Here is a 19,839-nt window from a genome sequence, read left to right as displayed (position 1 = left end):
GCGGTATCCAACCCGCGGATGTCAGTGTGATCCACCGTCGAGACTTACTGCTGCGCCGCCCTCAGGAAATTCATGCGTCAATGCAACCTGGAAACCAATTTCGCGATTGACACGCAAAGTCATATCAGTACCACCGCACCGCATGGCTGATGATCGTCGCCGGGAACCGGTGGCCGTGATAAAGCGATTTAGTTTTCGTCATCGCTTCATGTTACGCGAACACCCCGCCAACGTGACAGCGCCCAATAAGCGCGTCGCGAGACGTCAGCGAGTTGACAGCATGCACGAGTCGGACACACATAAAGAATTCTTTACTCTTTCCCCGCGTGCTACCTAGACGATCTGGCCACCCCCCCAATTGTTCACGAAATTTGACACTTCTAGACTCCGCAGCATGAGTACCTTACCAGGATACACCCCTATGTTCGCCGTCACGAGTGCCGTCCGACCAGCATCCGCGTCCAAATTCGACCCGCCTCTGCCTTGAGACTCCAAGGCGGACCGTTACCTTCACATGTAGCCGCCCAGAATCCCTCCTAATTCACCGGAAGCCGCAATGACCCACCCGAAAATCGATGTACAGGACGATGTATTTCGTATGCCTAAGTATATTAAAATATCTCGCGTAAGGAAAGTAAGCAAACTCAAGACTTCCGTGGTCGTAGCAGGTATGTTGCTGGCCTCGTCCTTTTGTGCCGCAGCCACCGACGCAACATCGCTTTCCGGCACCAGCAATCCGAAGGTCGACGCATTGCTCCAGCAGATGACGCTGGGCGAGAAGATTGCCATGATTCGCGGTATCGCAGAGGCGGCGGCAACGAACCAGGGACAGGCCGGCTATCTGCAGGGCGTGCCGCGCCTCGGCATTCCACCGCTGCGTCTCGCCGATGGCCCCCCGGGCATCCTGACCCGCACTCCCTCTCCCGCGCTGACCGCGACCATGGGCCTGGCGGCCACCTTCAGCAAAAGCGACGCTCGTAAAAATGGCGAGGTCATCGCGCAGGAAGCGAGGCGCCTCGGCATCGACGTGGTACTCGAACCGTTCATCAATATCGACCGCGACGTGACGTTCCGGCGCGGCTACAACACCTACGGTGAGGATCCCGTCCTCACCGGTGCGATCGGCGCCGCACAAATCAGCGGGACCCAGGACCGGGGCGTAATGGCTCAGGCGAAGCACTTCGTCGGCTTCGACACCAACGCACACGACGTGACCATCGGCGCACAGGCGCTGCACGAGGTCTATCTCGCCCCGTTTGCCGACGCCATCAAGGTTGGCGTCTCGTCGATCATGTGTTCCTACAACAAGATCAATGGCGCGTTTGCATGCGGCAACAACGCGGTGCTTAACAAGGTGCTAAAGCAGGAAATGGGCTTCAAGGGCTTCGTCACCTCCGACTGGGGCGCCGTGCACGGCAACGACTACCTGAAAAACGGCCTCGACATGGAGATGCCCGGTATCGTGCCCGCGTCGAGCCCGTTCGCCGGCATGATGAACTCCTACTTCGACATCGCCAGTGGAAAACAGGCCGCGATGGACCCGAAGTTCGGCGTGCTGGCAGCGCTGTTCGAAGGAAGCATCCCGGAGGAACCGAAGCACCCTCCCGTGAAGTGGGCGGCCGAGTTCCCGGCTGATCCTGATCCGCAGAACCTCTGGAACGCGATGAACGACGGCACGGCCGACGAGGCGATGATCACGGGGGCGGCGGGGCGCGTGCTGAACCAGATGGATCGGTTCGGCTACCTCGGTGGCGTGCACGCCAGAGCGCGCGATAACGCGCAGAAAGCCGCGGATCTGCGAGTCAATGCTGTCATTGAGAAAACGAGCGAGGATTCCGCGGTACTGCTGCGCAACGAGAACGGCGCATTGCCGCTGAAGGGAAGCGACCTGCAATCGCTCGCGCTGATCGGCCCGGGCGCGGGACAGGTCGTCGCGATCGGCAAGGCGGGCGAGCGTTCGGTCGGCATTTCTGCGAATCAGGTCGGCCCGCTTGACGCGATCAGGAAACTGGCGGCGAATGTGCCCGGCACAAACATCAGGTATGCCGTCGACGATGACATGACGGGCTCGCCGATCCCCGCCTCCCTCCTGTCTCACAACGGCAAGCCGGGCCTCGCTCGCACGGTCGCCGACAATACTGGCACAACGATCGACCCGTCCATCGACTTCACCACCCGGGGCGGCAATGCGTTGCCTGCAAACGGCAACGTCACCTGGAAGGGCACGCTTACGGTGCCTTCGGCAGGTTCGTACTGGCTCTACCTGCAGATACTCGGCGCACGCGGCACGTTGTTCGTCGACGGCAAGCGCGTCTCCGGCACCGGCTCAATGACAGGCGCACTGCATGGCGACACCGTGCATGCCAACCTCGACAGCCTTCTGCCGACTACCGATGGTCTGGACAACGTGCGCTCAGCCGTTGACCTCACCGCAGGCACACATGAAATCGCTGTGTCGATATCCGGGGACACGTCCAACCAGCCTCAACAGGTCCGGCTTAACTGGGTGACACCGGAGGTACGCGAGGCCAATCACGCAGCGGCGATCGCGGCGGCGAAACAGGCAAAGACTGCCGTGGTGTTCCTCTGGAGCCGGGGCGCTCCTGCATTCGGGCTGCCGGCCGACCAGGACAAGCTCGTCGACGACGTGGCTGCCGTGAACCCGAACACGATCGTCGTGCTCAACACCAGCCAGCCGATCGCAATGCCGTGGCTGGACAAGACGCGCGCCGTGGTCGAGATGTGGTGGTCGGGTGACCTTGGTGGCGTGGCGACGGCGAATGTGCTGCTCGGCAAGCGCAGCCCGGCGGGCCGTCTGCCATTCACCTGGGCCAACCACCTCGAGGACTATGCCGCCACAGACCCGGCCCATCCTGAACGCTCCGGACAGGGTGTGAACGGCAAGACCGTGTTCTCCGAAGGCGTCGATGTGGGCTATCGCTGGTTCGACAGGCAAAAGACCGAGCCCCTGTATGCATTCGGCTACGGGCTTTCCTACACCAGTTTCAAATATTCGTCGCTCACCGTCCGCAATGTGAAGGACGGCGGAATCGATATCGGCGTCGACATCCGCAACACCGGCCCGGTGGCGGGAGATGAAGTACCGCAGGTCTATCTCGGCGCGCCGCAAGAGGCACCCGAGGGCGCCCAGTTCCCGGTCCGTGCGCTGGTGGCTTTCGATCGCATCACCCTGAAGCCTGGCGAACACAAGCGGGTTGTGCTGCACGTTGCTCCGCGACGGCTGCAGTACTGGTCCACGAAGCAGGATGGCTGGGTGACCATGCGTGATGGACGTCAGGTGTTCGTTGGGGCGTCGTCCCGCGATCTGCGATTGAGCGCACCGCTACCGCGCGGCTGATTCGGACGATAGCTACTCAAGAGATGACCATGCGTAAAGCAAGATTCCTCGCAATACAGTGCATCACGGCCGCGGCCGGCACAATCGCCAGCATCTCCGCCCATGCACAAAGCAGCGTCCTGCTCTATGGCCGGATCGATAGCGGCATCGAGTATATGTCAGGCATCCCGACGGCGACCGGCGGCACCACATCACGCGTGCGCGCCGAGAGCGGCAACTGGAGCGGAAGCTATTTCGCCATGATCGGCGCAGAAGACATCGGCGGCGGAACAAAGGCCACCTTCCATCTGGAAAGTGCGTTTCTTGCCAACACCGGACAGGGCTCGCCCGATGGGCTGTTCAACCGATGGGCCACCGTCGGGCTGAAGAACGATAACTACGGCGCGTTCCAGATCGGGCGCCAACTCTTTGTCGCCAACAACATCGTCAGCTTCGATCCATACCTGCTCGGGTCATGGGCATCGACCTCGCTGACGCGCGGCAGAAGCTGGATCAAGGCGAGCAACGCCGTGTCGTACCAGTCGCCGAAGATTGCGGGCATCGACGTATACGGGCAATATGCGCTGTCGAACGCGACCAACTGGAACGGCAACGGCACGACGTCCCAGGGCCGTATGGCCGGCCTGCAGGTTACGTATACATCGCCGTGGGTGATGGTGCGGGGCATTTATGACGAAATTCGAGACCCGACGAACGGCAAGTTCGACAATATCTTCCAGTACTCGCGGGAATATTTCGTCGGCGCCAATCTGTACCTCGGCCAGTTCAAGCTGCAGGGCGCATTCCAGACCCTGCACGCAGACTCGGGCAGTACGACTACCCTTCAGCAGGAGTGGGGGGCGGTCAACTGGACTGCGCAACCCGACATTGACCTGAAGGCCGCTGTGTTCCATGTGAACGCCAACGGGGGCGGCGGCAACGCGACGATGTACACCGTGGGCGCCGCGTACTTCCTTTCAAAACGGACGCAACTGGATGTCCAGCTGGCAAGCGTGCGAAACAGTTCGACGGCAAACTTCAGCCTCGAAGCGAACTCGCCGACTAACCCCGATAACCCACTACCAGGGCATACGCAGTCGGGTGCTTATGTGAGCATCCAGCATTCCTTCTAATAATCTATCGGCAAATTCTTTACTCTGAATTCGCGCCGCGCGCGCCGGCGCGAATGCTTATGCACGCTCATACCGGAGACGCAGGATGCTCGCAGAGTTGAATCGCGCGCATCCCGGCCTCGAGATATGGCTCGAGCTGATGAACCGCCGTGTTGATTTGCTCGCTGAGGGCTTTGATATTGACGTACGGATGGGTGAAGTTGTTGGTGTCCATTAATTCTGCTAATGCGTTCGACGAAAGTCGATGGGGAGCGGCGATGGCGGGTGCGAACGAGAGGAGCAGCCGCGCTGAGAAAGTGGCATCGGTGCTTCGACCATTGGGGCGAGGACCGCTCTCGCGAGAACAGGCAGTTGTCGCTGGGCAACTCCTCGGCGTGCACTGGACGACTGTGTATCGTCTGCGCCGGAGATTCCTGGCAGACCCCGTCGCGAGCTCAGTCGCTCCGTATCGCCGAGGCCCGTCACCGGACGGCGGTCGGTTGGGGGATGACGTCGATAAAGTGATCGACGAAGTAGTGCATGTCTGGCTTCCGAAGCAACGACAACTCGCCCATCCTGCAACGAATCTTGTGCTGGAGGTTCGACGCAGATGTGCGCTCGCTGGTCTCCAACTGCCGAGTCGAACGACGATCGGACGGCGATGGGCGAAGCATCGTGAGTCGGATGCTTTAAAGCGCGCGGCGCTCCCCGACGCCCTGAAAGCGCCAGGGTCGCATGTCGCCAAATATCCCCTGGAGATCGTCCAGGTCGACCACACACAAGCGGATGTGCTCCTGGTGAGCGAGTACGACAGACGTGTGATCGGCCGCCCTTGGCTGACCCTCGCTCTGGACGTTGCGACCAAGTGCGTGCTGAGTTTCTACGTGAGCATGGACCGTCCGGGGCGGCAACGGTGGGTCTGCTACTGACCAGAGCGGCACTATGCAAGGCGCCATGGCTCGCGACGATTGAGGTGGACGCGGATTGGCCGATGCGTGGAATTCCGCAAGTCCTGCATCTCGACAATGCTGCCGAGTTCAAAAGCAAGGCCCTTCGCAGCGGTTGCCGGGAATACGGCATCGACCTTATGTATCGTCCAGTAGGGCGTCCTCATTTCGGTGGCCATATAGAGCGCCTGAACCGGACTCTAATGGAAAGGGTGCGGGGCCTGCCGGGGGCGACCGGATCGTCACCGAAAGGTCGCAAGGCGCGACAGTCCGAAAAGACGGCCGCGTTGACACTGCGGGAGTTTGAGCAGTGGCTCGCGATCGAGGTCGCCAGACGATACCATCACGCCGCACATCACGGGCTACTCGGCGCGACGCCAGCCGACATGTGGCGAATGCAGGCGCGTAGTGCCGATTCACGACAATTGCCAGCAACTGGAGGCGCAGAGTTGCGGTTCCTGATTCGCTTCTTGCCTGCAGCGCAAAGGACAATACAGGCGTATGGACTGACGCTTTTCCATATTCGTCATCGGCATCCAATATTCGTTGCATGGCGCGAGGCCCGGCGCACGGTAACTGTTCGGTACCATCCGGAGGATCTCTCTCGCGTGTTCGTGACCGCAGGAACGCGTGACTACCTCGAAGTCCAATACGCAGATATGCGGCGCCCGGCGATTTCGCTTTTCGAACAGCGAACCGCGCTAAAGGCCATCCGGTCGGAAGGACAGCAATCCGTCTCTGAGGCGCTGATTTTCCGAACCGTAGAGGAGCAGCGACGCCTAATCGCTAACGCCAGACGGACGACGGTCAGTGCACGTCGGCGGTCACGTAGAAAGTATGTTCCGTTGGAGGAGGTGCTTGAGAGAGTCGTGCAATTCAGGAGCGAGACGTCGGAGCACGAGGTCGAGACGGTCGATTACGATGCACCCGTTCAGGCATTCGATGTCGAGCAATGGTGAGGTGAAAGATGAAAAATGGCACGCTCGCGCATTTGCTGCCAGCCGCCAGAAAGCAGGCCGAGTTGGGGAACGACGAACGCATTATTGGGCTTCTTCGCGATCGCTTGATAGACTACCCGCGCGCCACGCAAGCCTTGCAGCAACTTGAGCGTCTATACGAGACGCCTCGCCGAGACCGGATGCCGTGCCTCCTTTTGCATGGCGATTCAAATATTGGCAAGACAAAAATCACCGCCAAATTCCGGCGAGCGCATCCCAACGAGTTTGACGAACGAAGCGGGGTCGAACGTTGTTCGGTCGTTTCCATGCAGATGCCGCCGACTCCAGACCAGCACCGATTTTATTCGGGGCTTCTTTTCGAGCTAGGAGCTCCGCACAATGCTGCTGCCGGTCTGGCGTCCCTGGAACGCCTGGCTCGTGACATTCTGAGACGCGTATCCCCTCGGATGTTGGTTGTCGATGAGATCCATCATCTGTTGGCCGGCAGTTATCGCGAGCAGCGTGTGTCCCTGAATCTTCTCAAGTTTCTCGCCAATGATTTGCAGATCTGCATGGTTCTGGTCGGAACCCGCGATGCAGTATTGGCGCTTCAAACCGACACCCAGATGATCAGCCGTTATACGCCATTTGAGATTCCCCGCTGGCGCGAAAGCGAGGGCCTGCGACGGCTGCTTGCCGCATTTGAACGAGTGTTGCCGCTGCGCAAACCTTCGGACCTCGCGCGACGCGAGATCGTTCAGTTTGTCTTGAGCGCGAGCGGCGGATTAACCGGTGAAATATCGACGATGCTGAACAACGCCGCGGAGTTGGCGATTCGCAACGGTGACGAATTGATCGACATGACACACCTTGAGCATGTCTGTCGAACCACGCCGTAACGCGGCCTCGTGGCCGGTCGCCCCGAGGCCATTTTATGAAGAAGCTTTCGGAAGCTGGCTAGGCAGGGTTGCGACGCGTTATCAGATTAGCGTTGGGACGCTATGGGAACTCAGCGTTTCGGAAGATATGCCTGTGCTGGGAACTGCGGGATGGATACTTTTCCCGGCGATTTCGCAATCAGCACTACGGCGATTCGCGACGCTCGCGCGTCTTGATGACGGCAGGTTGAGCCACATACAGACGCCACCGGCATGGCTCGCTGACCGTCGCTGCATGCCGTACTGCTTCAGATGCCTCGTGCTAAATGACGCGGACGTGTCAGCGCCACGCTGGAAACGTGAGTGGCTTGATCCGACCGCCGAATTCTGTAGCGTGCACCACAGGCCCCTTGAAACGGTGCCGGCGTCCGTGTTCCGGCTATCAAATCATTTCGACGCCGCGCTTCGGGCGATCAGCCGCTACCGCGAAAAATGCTTGTTTCGGGCCACGGGCCGCCTGCGCTAGCAGAATTAATGGACAGCATTAGCGCTCGAATGGACACCGCTAGCAAAATTAACGATCTCCAACAATTACTGCGCTTGAGACGATCCTGCATCAGGAGGCACAGCTACGCCCCGAGTTCGAGACCCTGAAGAGCACGCCCGGCATCGAAAACGTGCTCGCTGCCACGATCATGCTTGAGACCGGCACCATCACTCGGTTTGCCGACGTCGGCCACTTCAGTTCCTATTGCCGATGCGTTGACAGCAAGCGGATCTCGAACGGCAAGAAAAAGGGCGAAGGCAACGTCAAGAACGGCAACAAGTATCTCGCCTGGGCGTTCATCGAAGCCGCCGCAGTGGCGCTGCGTTGCTGCCCGCAGGCAAGGCGCTTTTATGAACGCAAGAAGGCAAAACGCTTGCCGGTTGTCGCGATGAAGGCACTCGCGCACAAGCTGGCGCGTGCGGCCTATTACATGATGCGTGACGGCAAACCCTTCGAGGTTAAACGATGCTTTAGCTAAGTTTGGCGGGGGGCCGAGAGCCCGGTAAATTTGTTGGCGTCAAACCATTGAGTTGATTGTGCCCGACCCCCGGCCATCCCGATGCAGCGAACCCTGAGACGCCCAGGCCATGAGCCGACAACAGTCTTGTGCCTGCACGCGGGCAACCATGGAATTGACGTGTACTCCTTTGGACATTGGCCTGGCACCGACGATTTTCTGGAGCTCGAATGAGCCAGGGGCGACGGCCAGAACACCGGCACTCGCCTTGATCCCGATGGATGACTGGTGCGGATCAGTTCCGTAGCCAGACGATGAGAAACCGGACGCGTCATCAAGCTTCTCATCACCAGGATGGCTAAAACGATTCTACAACGCTGCAAGGCCTGACCCTTGAGGGGATAAATATATCCTTTTACTCTGGCCTTTCAATGGGTGACAACTTTACTTCCCCTTCGGTGACAACTTTGCTTCGCTCTACGCGTATTAAATGCCACTTCGCATCGTGCAGCACGGGCCCCTCTCCCAACATCGATTTCCGATGAAATCAGCGGGTCGCCGACGGCCCTAGGTCGGGGGACCTGCGACGGTTTGCCGAACGAGCCGCGTTTTCGACAGTGCCGGATTAGGCGAATAACACTATGGTTATGATAGGCATACTTATCTTAGCGACCCCATTAGGGCGTGCATTTGTAACTGGCCGCATGCCATCGGTGGATGCGCGACATGCTCCGTCAATGGCCGCTGTCCGGCAGAACCATCAAAGAACTGCAGTGCGCCGTCGCGATGCCCGCCATAGCTCGGAGCCGCGAATGATGAACTGGTGCAGGTGTTCGTCGTTCCAGACCATAGCGAGCTGCATCACATGATGCAGTTGCGCGATCGTGATCTGCTGGGAAATCAGCAGGCGCCGCCAGACCGAACGGCTGACGCCCCGCAGACTGATTCGCAACTGGAGCAAGGAAGTGGTTTGGGAAGAATCGCCGAACATCGACCCACTATAGCTGCTCCGTTCGGCCATATTCGCAGGTCAGACTCCAGCCCCAGCTTTGGCGCGGTCTCCGATAAAGGGAGTCCTGTCGGTCGGGTAGGCGTTCAAAGAAACATTCCCTTTAGCGAAGCGTTTCCTCATAGCTAAGGAGCAGTCAAAAGTCAGCATCATTTCCGTTTGACGGTGCCGTCAATCACCAAAGAGGCGACCACCCGACGCCGAGCGGCCACGAACGAGCGCCGATGTGATAAATCCACTGCGGCACGTTTTCGATTGTCCTTGAATAACATGGCGCTAAGCCTTTCTCTGGCCGAGAATAGGCCGCACCGAGTGCCTGGGGTTCATGTCAGCAGCGGCCATGGATGGGGAGTACGCCGCAGGTGTAGGGATGACGGGTGCATCAATTTGTCACTTGAAATGAGGGGATTCGTAATGAATGAAACTGTAAGAAATCGCAGGGTATCGGTTTTTGGACTTGGCGCAATGGGAAGCACGCTGGCGCGTGCATTGCTGCGCGCTGGTCACGATGTCACCGTCTGGAACCGTTCGGCAGGTCGTATGGCTGAGCTTGTCAACGAAGGCGCGACCGGTGCTGAGGCTGCAGAAGTGGCAACCGCCGCGAGTCCCTTACTTGTGATGTGCACCATTGATAAAGCTGCGACAGAAGCGGTTCTTCGGACCGAAAGCGTCGGACAAATGCTGCTGGGAAAGACTGTCGTCAATCTGAGCACCGGCAGTTCCGACGACGCACGCCGTATCTCCAGCTACGTTCAAGAAAAGGGCGGGAGGTACGTTGACGGCGGAATCATGGCCTACCCTCGGGACATTGGCAAACCGGAGACGACCATTCTTTATTCGGGCGACGCACAGGGGTTTGCCGAACACAAAGCTGTGTTGCAAGCCATGGCAGGCAAAGCCGAATTCTTCGGTGACGATCCGGGTACTGCGTCCGTGGTTTATCTTGCGCTGTACGCATACTATTTTGGCGCGCTGACCGCTTTTTTTGAAGGCGCTGCGCTTGCGGAGCGGGCTGCAGTAAACCCTGAGTCGTTCCGGAGGATCTCCGGCATCATGAATACGATGCTCGCGGACGGGCTATGTGACATTACCAGGCGGATAGCCGAAGGCGACTACTCGGGCGACCAGGCTACGATTGACGTGCACCATGCAGGACAGCTTGTCGTTCGCGACGCGTATGTCGCGGAAAATATCGGTTATGAGACCACAAAGGCCTATCTGAGCTATCTCGAGAAAGCGCAACGGGCGGGAAACGGTCAGAGAGACATTTCTATCATGTACGCATCCGTGAAAGACGGCAGTTAGTCCTTCGTGGCGATGCCCCCTATAGCGGTTTCGCACAAGGGGGCATCGCCTAGGGAAGCGTTTCCCCCGATCATTACGAAACCAATAACTCACGATATTTCGTCTCGGCAAAGCGAAGGCATCACTGATGTTTCGCGTGCGACACCTCTTTCTACGCCGTACAAAGCGTTCCCGCGCGGTTGACCTCCTGTCACTGACATTTTGTCCTGCTGGAACATGTTTCGACCAGCCCAGCCACTCTAACCTACAAACCAATCGCTTGTTGAAGTCAAAAGAGTGTGAGTGGCAAGAATATTCGGACCTTGCCGCCTGAACCAGGCCCAGCGCCTCGTTCTCTCTCGATTGCGCGATGGGCCCAGCCGTTAGCGCGGCGTAAAACCGTAGAGGATGTGATGGCGATTTCCCGGACGAAACTATTTGCCGCGATTTCATTGGCGGCTGTATTGTTTGATTCCACAGCAGCTGCTTTTGCTGCTGACTTGACGTACGCAGGTGCCGACGCGGGCGCAAGCAAAGACGGAGTTCCCGCATTCGACGATGCCAGCAGCGTTAGCTCGGGTTGGGGGCCTGGTAAGAGTCGCGCGGATTTTTGGAAGTACAAAGGCGAGAAACCTTCAGTCGTAATCGACGCGTCGAACGTCGAGAAGTATGCGGACAAGCTGACGCCGGGGCAAATTGCTCTTCTCAAAACGAACAAGGGCTACACGATGCCGGTGTACCCGTCGCATCGTGACTGTGTGCTACCGGCCTTCGTGCAGGCGAACACAAAGGCTGCCGCTGGCAAGGCCGCTATTGGCCCTGATGGCTGGTCGCTGACGAACGCGCAAATGCCGAGCGTACCGTTTCCCGAGCCGAAGTCCGGTATCGAAGCCATGTGGAACTTTCTCACACGCTATCACGGCGTTGGGATGGAATGGCAAGATGGTTACACGATGGTCTCTGCAAGTCCTGGCCAGAGCAATCGCATCGATATTCGTTGGAAGCAAACCTACTACTTCCCATGGGGTAGGAAAGGACAAACTACCCCAATGTCAAGCAACGCGCTTCTGATGGGTGCGTACTATGGGTACAACACGCCGGCCGCCTTGGCAGGACAAGCCGTTGTGAACCGCGTCTACTTTAAGGAAGACAGCGAATCCTATTACTATTTCACTGGGCAGCGCCGAGTTCGTCGTCTACCAAGCTATGCGTACGATGCTCCCCTCATTGGTTTCGAAAACCAGTATACCGTCGACCAGAGCTTGAACTTCTTCGGACTTCCGGATCGTTTTGACTGGAAGCTCCTAGGCAAGAAGGAAATCTACGTACCGTACAACGCATTCGGTATGGTTGATACCAAGACCTCTGCTACTGACGGCGCGCAAGACCACTTCATCAACCCGAACAACCGACGCTACGAATTGCATCGTGTGTGGGTGATTGAGGGCACGGTGAAATCCGGCATGCGTCACACTATGCCCAAGAAGCTGCTCTATCTGGACGAGGATTCGTGGATTGCGGTTGCTGGCGATGACTACGACACCCAAGGCAAGGTCTGGAAAGTGAAGGAGTCACCGGCGATTCCGATTGCCGAATTGGGTGGCGCATGTAGCGCGGACCAATTCGTCATGTACGACGTCAATTCGAGCCGCTATGTTGGTGACGGTCTCGTGTTCGGCGCGACCAAGGATGCTAAGTACTACGAGGACAGCGGCGACAATGCGATTCTCCGTGACGATTTCTACACGATGCAAAGTCTCCAGCAACAAAGCAGCCGCTAAACCGGCTGCGTCACGCGAATCCACGCTTCGCGTGATTCCTCTCGAAGAGTAGTACCTTCAGTTTCGGCCTGACTGCACCCAGTGGTCAGGCCTTTTTTCTACGTATTCACATTATTTCACCACTTCGGCCATTTGTAGAGAGCCTCATAGGCGAACGGTTCGTCGCACGCCCGTCTGCATTGCAGTCCATCAGCATGCCTCTGGAACTACAGATAGAAAAATTCACTGTGAGGCATGGAGCGGAATCCGGTCTCGGTGAATGCATTGACCACACTTCATCAAAAGTGGCCCCGCAAACCATTCGCATGGCCATTACCAACATTGGCGGAGAAATTTCCGCTTATTACTGTGCGGTTGTCGGACTCTTATGCATAGTGGTTCCGGAAATCACCGTGATGAAAACGTCGCACGCTATGACGTCAGCGGCAAGGAATGTCCACTCGTGCGCAAAATTGAAACGTTAGGGGAGAGGCATGAAGATTCGGAAAACAAAGTTGGCGTCTGTTGGTGTTCTAACCGCAGTGGCAGCATCGTGTGCGCATGCCTTTACGTTTACATACGGTGGTATCCAGGGGAACTTCGACTCCGCATATACTGCAGGCATTGGATATCGTCTTCACGATCCAAGTTGTGCATTGACCGGCGACTCTGTCTCATGCGGCGGAACCGCTAACACAGCACAATGGTCGAACGGCGACGACGGCGATCTTAACTATCGGCGTAATCGACTGTTCACGGCGTACCTGAAAGGCACCAACGAATTGTTCCTCGATGATCCGGAGTACGGTTTAAAGTTCTTGGCGCGCGCGACATATTTCTATGACTTTGCAGCGGCGAATACCAGTCGGACGGAACTGAGTTCTGCCGCCTATGCACAAATGGTCCGCAACATCCGGTTGCTAGACCTGTGGGCCGAGAAGGACTTTCGTCTCGCAGACCAGTCCGCACACATTCGCGTTGGTAATCAGGTTGTCAACTGGGGCGAGAGTCTCTTCCTGGCAGGTGGTATCAACGCAACCAACTCGTATGACTATCAAAAGCTTCTGATCCCGGGGACGCAACTAAAAGAAGCTGTCCTTCCGGCGCCAATGATCGAATTTGAATCGGCGCTTGGTCGCGGTCTCAATATGTCTGCCTATTACCAGCTCGGATGGAATGGCAACATCTATCCTGCGGTTGGATCGTACTTCAGTACGTCGGACTCCCTAAACAACGGCGCAGTTCCGCTAAGCGTCAGTACGGTGAACGGGAATATTGGCGCGGCCGATGGCGCGACCATCGCCGGCAACGGTACTCGGAGCGGATACGGGGCGGCGAACGTCGGCTTGGTGAACGGTGCCTTCGCGGGCTCGCCGTTTAATGCCATCGGTGTGCCCGTGGCAGGTAACGTCTACGGCAAGAACAGCGGCCAGTATGGCATTTCGATGCACTATAAGCCGACGTCATTACAGGCAGATTTTGGTGTGTATTACCTCCGCTACAACGACAAGAGCCCTGTGCTGAACATTACATCCGCGGGCCAGTATCAATATCAATACCTCAATAGTCGGCAACTCTTCGGGCTGAGCACGAACTTTCAACTTGGGGACTGGGCTATAGGTGGTGAACTCGCCTATCGTCCCCATGACGCGGTCTCTTTGTCAGGCTGCTACGGTGCGAACGGACCCATCGACGCAAATACAAACGCCGCCAGTGGGTATTGTCCGTTGTGGGAAGACAAGAAAAATATCAACCTCGACATCGACGCATTGCTGAGCATTACGCCAGCAAACTATCCGATAGTTCTGAAGGCTTTAGGTGGTGCGGACACGGCCAACCTTTCTCTGGAGGTCGGCGTTACCAAGTTTCCTGGCATCAGTTCAAACAGTGTCATCACCCGCACAGTCAACGGACAGACCGTTAAGCAAATACCGGCGGCGGGCTACGTGACGTGGCTGAACGACCCCTCGAGCCCCAACGCTACGCCGATCGGAGTCGGAACGTCAACGTCGGCAGGCATGGTGGCCGATTTTAACTGGACATATGACGGAACACTCATTCACGGCTGGCAGGTTACTCCGGGTGCTACTTATTCGCGCACGCTTTTCGGCAATACGCCGACGTTCAGCGCCAACTATCTCCACAACGCGAGTTCGCTCAACGTGTATGTGCTCTTCAACCAGAACCCGGCGACATGGCAAGCCGGCATCAACTGGACTACATATATGGGCAAGGCTCCGTACCAGTACTATCGGGACCGTGACTTTGTCGGCGCCTTTGTGACCCGCAATTTCTAGCACTCCGTCCCCCCGCATGGGGGACTTGTTTTTGAGGAAAAGACCGTGCTTATACGTGCAATCGGAAGACTCGAACGTTGGTTGTTCGCGCATCGTGCCATGACACTCATCACTTTCTTGCTCTTCACCGTCGTGATGGGTGCGTTCGCAATCCAGCTGCGGATGGAGGCCGGCTTCGAGAAGCAGATTCCTATCGGCCACGAATACATCAAGACGTTCCAGAAATATCGCGATGATTTGTTGGGTGCCAACCGGCTTACAGTCGTTGTCCGCGCCAAACACGGCACCATCTGGAACAAGGAAGGACTGACGCGCCTATACAACGTCACGCAGGCTGTTGCTTATCTGCCGAACGTAGACCGGCTTGGTGTGCAGTCTCTGTGGACGCCGAACAGCTTCGTCAACGAAATCACGGAGGAGGGCTTTCGCGCCGAGCCGATTATCCCAGGAACAGTCACACCGGAAAATATGAATGCCGCGCGGGTTGAAGCTGCGCGCAAGGCAACGGATCAGGGCGGCTACATGGGCTCGCTGGTTTCGCGGGACCAGAAAGCTGCCATGGTGACCGCCTCGATCAATGAGGTCGGTGCGGATGGCAAGGTTCTCGATTACGTCGCCTACAACAAGTTGATTGAGGAGAAAGTTCGCAAGCCATTTGAGGACGCGGGGTACGAGGTCCAGATCATCGGCTTCGCCAAGCAGATTGGCGATATCGCGGACGGAGCTGAGGGTGTTCTGCTGTTCTGCTGTATTGCGTTGGTGCTGACTGGAGTTGCGGTTTACTGGTATTGCCATTCTCTGCGCTTCACGATTCTCCCGATCGTGTGTTCTCTTACATCACTCGTGTGGCAGTTCGGCACGTTACGCCTACTGGGATTCGGGCTGGACCCGTTAGCCGTGCTCGTTCCCTTTCTGGTTTTCGCTATCGGCGTGTCGCACGGGGTTCAGCAGATTAACTTCATCGTCCGAGAACTGGCACACGGCAAAACGACCGAGGAGGCCGCGCGGCACAGTTTTACTGGCCTGCTGATTCCAGGCACGTTGGCCTTGGTCACCGCGTTCGTTTCGTTCGTTACGCTGCTACTCATTCCGATTCCGATGATTCGAGAACTGGCAATAACGGCGTCGCTGGGTGTCGGGTATAAGATCCTCACTAACTTGGTGATGCTGCCGGTTGCCGCGTCTTGCTTCACTTTCACACGTGAGTATGCGCAAAAGGCGATGCAGAAGCGCGAAAGCCGTGCCCGATGGCTTCGGGTGCTTGCACGTATCGCCGAGCCGCGCAACGCTGTCATCACCTTGTTTGTTGTTGCCGGAATCTTTTCAGCGGCGGTATGGGAAAGTCGTGACCGCGTAGTGGGGACGTTGCAACCGGGGGCACCTGAATTGCGCCCTGACGCGCGCTTCAATCGTGATGCCGTATCGATTGCCAGCAGCTTCGATGTTGGTCTTGATTGGCTTACGCTGGTTATCGAAGCACCGCCGAATTCGTGCGACTCGCCAGCTGTCGGGCAATATGGTGATGCGCTTGCCTACGAGATGAATACCGTGCCTGGCGTCGTGTCGGTCGGTTCATACGCCGGCATGCTGCGAACTTACAATCAGGGATACAACGAGGGCAACCCTAAGATGGGTGTGGTGCCGATCGACCCGGGGAACTACTCGTCGCTCAGTGCTGAAATCAACCGTGTGCGCGGCTACATGCGCCCGGACTGCAGCATGACGGCGGTCCATCTCTACCTTGCTGACCATAAGGCGTCGACCATCAACCGGGTGATTGCCGCCGCCAAGGCGTTTGCTTCGAGCCATAAGACCGCGGGTGTCGAACTCCGGCTGGCCGCAGGCAATGCAGGTGTGCTCGCGGCGACAAACGACGAGGTTGAGAAGAGCGAGTTGCCGATGATGCTTTACGTGTATCTGGCCATCGTCATACTCGTCTTTGCGGTCTATCGAGATCTTCGGGCAGTGGTCGCATGCTGCCTGCCGCTGACGGTGGGCACTTTCATTGGATATTGGTTCATGAAGGAGTTCGAGATTGGTCTGACGGTCGCCACGCTTCCGGTCATGGTGCTGGCCGTCGGTATTGGCGTCGACTACGCGTTCTATATCTACAATCGACTCCAGGCTCACCTTGCGGGCGGTGAAACGATTGTTAAGGCATTGGAGCATTCGATTCTGGAGGTTGGCATGGCAACGATCTTCACGGCAATCACGCTCGCGATCGGTGTTGCGACCTGGTCCTTCTCGGCGCTCAAATTCCAGGCCGACATGGGCAAGCTGCTCGCATTCATGTTTGTCGTCAATCTCGTTATGGCGATGACAGCGCTGCCTGCGCTCGCCGTTGTTCTGGAAAAGCTCTTTCCGCGGCGCCGCCCCGTACGCGCGCCCGGCGTTCTCAGTCACTGAGGTGTTTCGATGCAAAGTATTCTGCGGAATCTGTTCCATTCGCCCGTAAGCGCGCCACGCGGAGGAGTCCGGGCATGCGCGGCGGCTGCCTGCCTGCTGGTCTTCTCGAACTATGTTCTGGCTGCTGACGCACCGGCCGACAAGCCAGTACTGGCGGTTACGCCGGCTGCGCACAGTGTTGGAGCGCTTGGCGCGGCAATGCTTAGCGCTGCCACGGCAGGAAAGCGGATCGTGAGCGTTGGCGACCATGGCGCCATATTGCTGTCGGACGACAACGGCGAACACTATCGCCAGGCCGCTAGCGTGCCGATCAGTTCGATGTTGACGTCTGTGGTCTTTGTCGACGATAAGACGGGTTGGGCTGTTGGGCAGTGGGGCGCCATTCTCAGAACAGACGACGCTGGCGAGACGTGGCGGCTTCAGCGCGTCGACATCGCCAATGATCGACCATTCTTCTCGGTGTATTTCAAGGACAAGTCGGAGGGATGGGCCGTTGGGCTTTGGTCCTTGATGCTGCATACATCCGATGGCGGTGCGACATGGAAGGACGTTGCCCTGCCGCCGCCGCCGGGCAGTACAAAGGCAGATGTCAACCTCTACGGCATGTTCCCGAATGCGAAGGGCGAGCTGTTCATTTCGGCTGAGAAAGGCTTCGTACTAAGGTCGGCCGACAACGGCACATCGTGGACCTACCTTCCGACCGGATATGCCGGCAGCTTCTGGAGCGGTACGGCGTTGAGGGACGGCACGCTGCTGGTCGGCGGCCTTCGCGGATCAATCTACCGCAGTAGTGATGACGGCCAGACCTGGAGCAACGTCTCGACGAGCTTCCACAGCTCGGTGAACGGCATCATTCAGCGTTCGAATGGAACGGTCCTCGCGGTTGCGCTGGATGGCGTCTCGATGCTGAGCAACGACGACGGAAAGACCTTTGGCGGAGCACAACGTTCTGACAGATTGCCACTGACTGCGGCAGCGCAGGCACAGGACGGGAGAGTGGTTCTTTTCTCCGACAGTGGGCCGGTAAAGCAATAGTCTTGGTATGGGCTTGCCTCCACGGCATTGTCCTCATAGCAGTAGGCGTCTAAGGTTGGCAGCAGCGTGCGTGGCGAGTAGGGAGCGAGTTTGCTTGCCACGCGCAGATTGCCTTTCCTGCCTATCCAGGAGATCAGAGATCTTGAGCATCATGAATCGGTATCGAGAACACATCCTCGCCGTTGAGGAAGTGAGAAATTCCGATGGCAGCTACAGTGCGCGCGGAATCATCTTCTTCCGAGGCGAGGTGTTGATGCGAGTACGAGAGAGCGGACGATTCGCTAGTGAGGATGCTGCGCGCGAGTCAGCGATGCAGTGGGCGCGAGCGTGGGTCGACGAAAACGGATTGGAGGCTACGGTCTGATCGTCGGCTTCATATACGGCTGACCGCGACGGACGGTTTCACAGTGGCCGTTAATTGGTAAGGAGCTGGGTTGTATTTGCAGGGGCTGCGACAAGCATCAGCAGTTTGCCTAACGGAATCGGACCCACGGCATGTTTATGTGCGATAGTATGGGGTATTACGCGGCGGGTGATATGCAGTGGAACCTGCTCTTGCACCCCGGCCCGCAGCCTGTCATGAAGGATGGCTGAGGGCTGGGAAGGGCGACGGCGCCGGATAGATTTACGACGTTGTTACTTCGGACGTGTTCAGCTTGAGGAAATCAGCGAGCTCGAGGTAGTCGACCTGCCACAGACTGCCGCCGCCAAGTTTGGAGTTGTGGAATGAGCGGAATCCCATCAACTGCTGAGCGCGCGGGCTCATCGTTCGGGCAATTTCAAGCGGCACCACAAACGGATAGGCTTCTTCCGGCACTAGCCACCCAAGGCAGAAGGCGAGCGCCAAAGCGCGGCGTGGTTTGCTGCTGCGGTTTTCGCCCCCGCCATGAAGCATTTTTCCGGAATAAACGAGTGCGTCGCCCTTCTCCATGACGGCAGGAATGGTCTGCGCCGGGTCGCCTCGGTCTTCGAAGTCGGCCCACTTGTGACTATCCGGGATGACGCGGGTCGCGCCCATTTCTTCCGTATAGTCAGAGAGCGCCACGAGGCAGTTGCACATCACCTCGGGACCTTCCGGGCCGTATTTCCGGAAGATGGGATAGTTCTCAAGGTCACGATGCAACATTTGCGCTTTTTCGCCGGGTTGCAACTGGATCACTTGGGCCGCGTTCATCCAGTACGAGTCGGCATTCTCCAGCATCATCGTGTCGATGTAAGAGAGCATCGTCGCGTCGTCAATCATCTCTTCGCGAAAGGTCTTGCTTCGTGCAACGAGCTGGGTCATGCGCTTGGTTTGACGGCCAGCAAACTCTTCCATCCACTCGTTGCCCTTGACACCCTCGTGCCATTTCGCGATAAGCGGGTCGAGCTCTTCATTCATTCGATCGACTCGCCCTGCGAACAGACCTTTGACGATGACGCCGCCATCGGCATCGATGATTCGTTTTACTTCGTCCGCCGGCGTACCGGCCGGAACTTCCTGGAGGCGTTGCTTGTTTGATGTTGACGACATGAGAAGGCTCCGTAACGGATATTCAGATAGTTCGAATACGCTGATGCGTCGGTTCGAAGCGTCAAAGCCAGTCGACGCAAAGAGATCGATATGCAATTCAGGAATCGCGTACTAAGTCTAGTCGGGCCTGAATCAATAACAATGTGCGGAAGGGACATTAGTCGTATTCGCGGGCCGCGCATCACAGGATTTGAGTGGATAGCGCTGCATACGCCCTAGGCATCGTGTTTAAAAAGGCACTTGAAGGTTTGCATGAAGCGCATATCCTAGCCGGAGTACCCCAGCGATGCCACGTATTCTGTAGGCCGGGACACACATG

13 protein-coding genes and 2 pseudogenes are annotated in these 19,839 nt (G+C 57.7%); 11 read left to right on the top strand and 4 right to left on the bottom strand.

Going from position 1 to position 19,839, the window contains the following annotated elements; translation table 11 throughout:
• Positions 1-127: 127 nt before the first annotated feature.
• Positions 128-202, bottom strand: a pseudogene (locus tag FSO04_RS47775) (IS6 family transposase); the annotation flags it as partial.
• Positions 203-670: 468 nt separating this feature from the next.
• Here FSO04_RS47775 and FSO04_RS31535 point away from each other — a divergent pair.
• Positions 671-3,358 (top strand): glycoside hydrolase family 3 protein, encoded by a 2,688-nt coding sequence (locus tag FSO04_RS31535; RefSeq protein WP_154565517.1) that lies wholly within the window; start codon positions 671-673, stop codon positions 3,356-3,358.
• Positions 3,359-3,387: 29 nt separating this feature from the next.
• On the top strand, positions 3,388-4,470 hold the full coding sequence (locus FSO04_RS31530) for a porin (protein ID WP_154565515.1): 1,083 nt from the start codon (positions 3,388-3,390) through the stop codon (positions 4,468-4,470).
• 67 nt (positions 4,471-4,537) lie between these two features.
• Here the strand turns inward: FSO04_RS31530 and FSO04_RS48570 are convergent, their stop codons facing one another.
• Positions 4,538-4,684, bottom strand: coding sequence for a hypothetical protein (locus FSO04_RS48570; protein ID WP_154565514.1), 147 nt, complete (start codon positions 4,682-4,684; stop codon positions 4,538-4,540).
• Between the two features lie 678 nt (positions 4,685-5,362).
• On the opposite strand from FSO04_RS48570, the gene FSO04_RS47765 reads away from it, so the two are divergent.
• The 4 genes and pseudogenes from FSO04_RS47765 to FSO04_RS31505 form a co-directional block, all read left to right on the top strand.
• Positions 5,363-6,355 (top strand): Mu transposase C-terminal domain-containing protein, encoded by a 993-nt coding sequence (locus tag FSO04_RS47765; RefSeq protein ID WP_233465043.1) that lies wholly within the window; start codon positions 5,363-5,365, stop codon positions 6,353-6,355.
• 8 nt (positions 6,356-6,363) lie between these two features.
• Positions 6,364-7,233: a TniB family NTP-binding protein gene (locus FSO04_RS31515; protein WP_154565513.1), complete on the top strand. Its 870-nt coding sequence runs from the start codon at positions 6,364-6,366 to the stop codon at positions 7,231-7,233.
• On the top strand, positions 7,211-7,738 hold the full coding sequence (locus FSO04_RS31510; protein WP_154565512.1) for a TniQ family protein: 528 nt from the start codon (positions 7,211-7,213) through the stop codon (positions 7,736-7,738). The genes FSO04_RS31515 and FSO04_RS31510 overlap by 23 nt, the downstream gene beginning before the upstream one ends.
• 64 nt (positions 7,739-7,802) lie before the next feature.
• Positions 7,803-8,237: pseudogene (locus FSO04_RS31505) on the top strand (transposase); the annotation flags it as partial.
• Positions 8,238-8,976: 739 nt separating this feature from the next.
• Here FSO04_RS31505 and FSO04_RS31500 read toward each other — a convergent pair.
• Positions 8,977-9,237, bottom strand: a complete 261-nt coding sequence (locus FSO04_RS31500) for an IS1096 element passenger TnpR family protein (protein ID WP_154565511.1) — start codon at positions 9,235-9,237, stop codon at positions 8,977-8,979.
• A 402-nt stretch (positions 9,238-9,639) separates the two neighbouring features.
• Between FSO04_RS31500 and FSO04_RS31495 the strand changes: the two genes are divergently transcribed.
• The 5 genes from FSO04_RS31495 to FSO04_RS31475 all read left to right on the top strand — a co-directional run bounded on the left by FSO04_RS31495 (position 9,640) and on the right by FSO04_RS31475 (position 18,007).
• Entirely contained in the window at positions 9,640-10,530 is an 891-nt protein-coding gene (locus tag FSO04_RS31495) for an NAD(P)-dependent oxidoreductase (protein WP_166618294.1), read from the top strand.
• A 392-nt stretch (positions 10,531-10,922) separates the two neighbouring features.
• Positions 10,923-12,290: a DUF1329 domain-containing protein gene (locus tag FSO04_RS31490; RefSeq protein ID WP_154565509.1), complete on the top strand. Its 1,368-nt coding sequence runs from the start codon at positions 10,923-10,925 to the stop codon at positions 12,288-12,290.
• Positions 12,291-12,763: 473 nt separating this feature from the next.
• Complete coding sequence (locus FSO04_RS31485; protein ID WP_154565508.1) at positions 12,764-14,566, top strand: DUF1302 domain-containing protein; 1,803 nt, start codon at positions 12,764-12,766, stop codon at positions 14,564-14,566.
• A 45-nt stretch (positions 14,567-14,611) separates the two neighbouring features.
• Positions 14,612-16,972, top strand: a complete 2,361-nt coding sequence (locus FSO04_RS31480) for an efflux RND transporter permease subunit (protein WP_174825324.1) — start codon at positions 14,612-14,614, stop codon at positions 16,970-16,972.
• A gap of 9 nt (positions 16,973-16,981) precedes the next feature.
• Positions 16,982-18,007, top strand: coding sequence for a YCF48-related protein (locus FSO04_RS31475; protein WP_154565506.1), 1,026 nt, complete (start codon positions 16,982-16,984; stop codon positions 18,005-18,007).
• Positions 18,008-18,632: 625 nt separating this feature from the next.
• Here the strand turns inward: FSO04_RS31475 and FSO04_RS31470 are convergent.
• Complete coding sequence (locus FSO04_RS31470) at positions 18,633-19,520, bottom strand: phytanoyl-CoA dioxygenase family protein (protein WP_154565505.1); 888 nt, start codon at positions 19,518-19,520, stop codon at positions 18,633-18,635.
• Positions 19,521-19,839: the final 319 nt, after the last annotated feature.

The organism is Paraburkholderia madseniana (genome assembly GCF_009690905.1).
GTDB lineage: Bacteria > Pseudomonadota > Gammaproteobacteria > Burkholderiales > Burkholderiaceae > Paraburkholderia > Paraburkholderia madseniana.
This window is presented reverse-complemented; position numbering and strand designations above follow the sequence as displayed.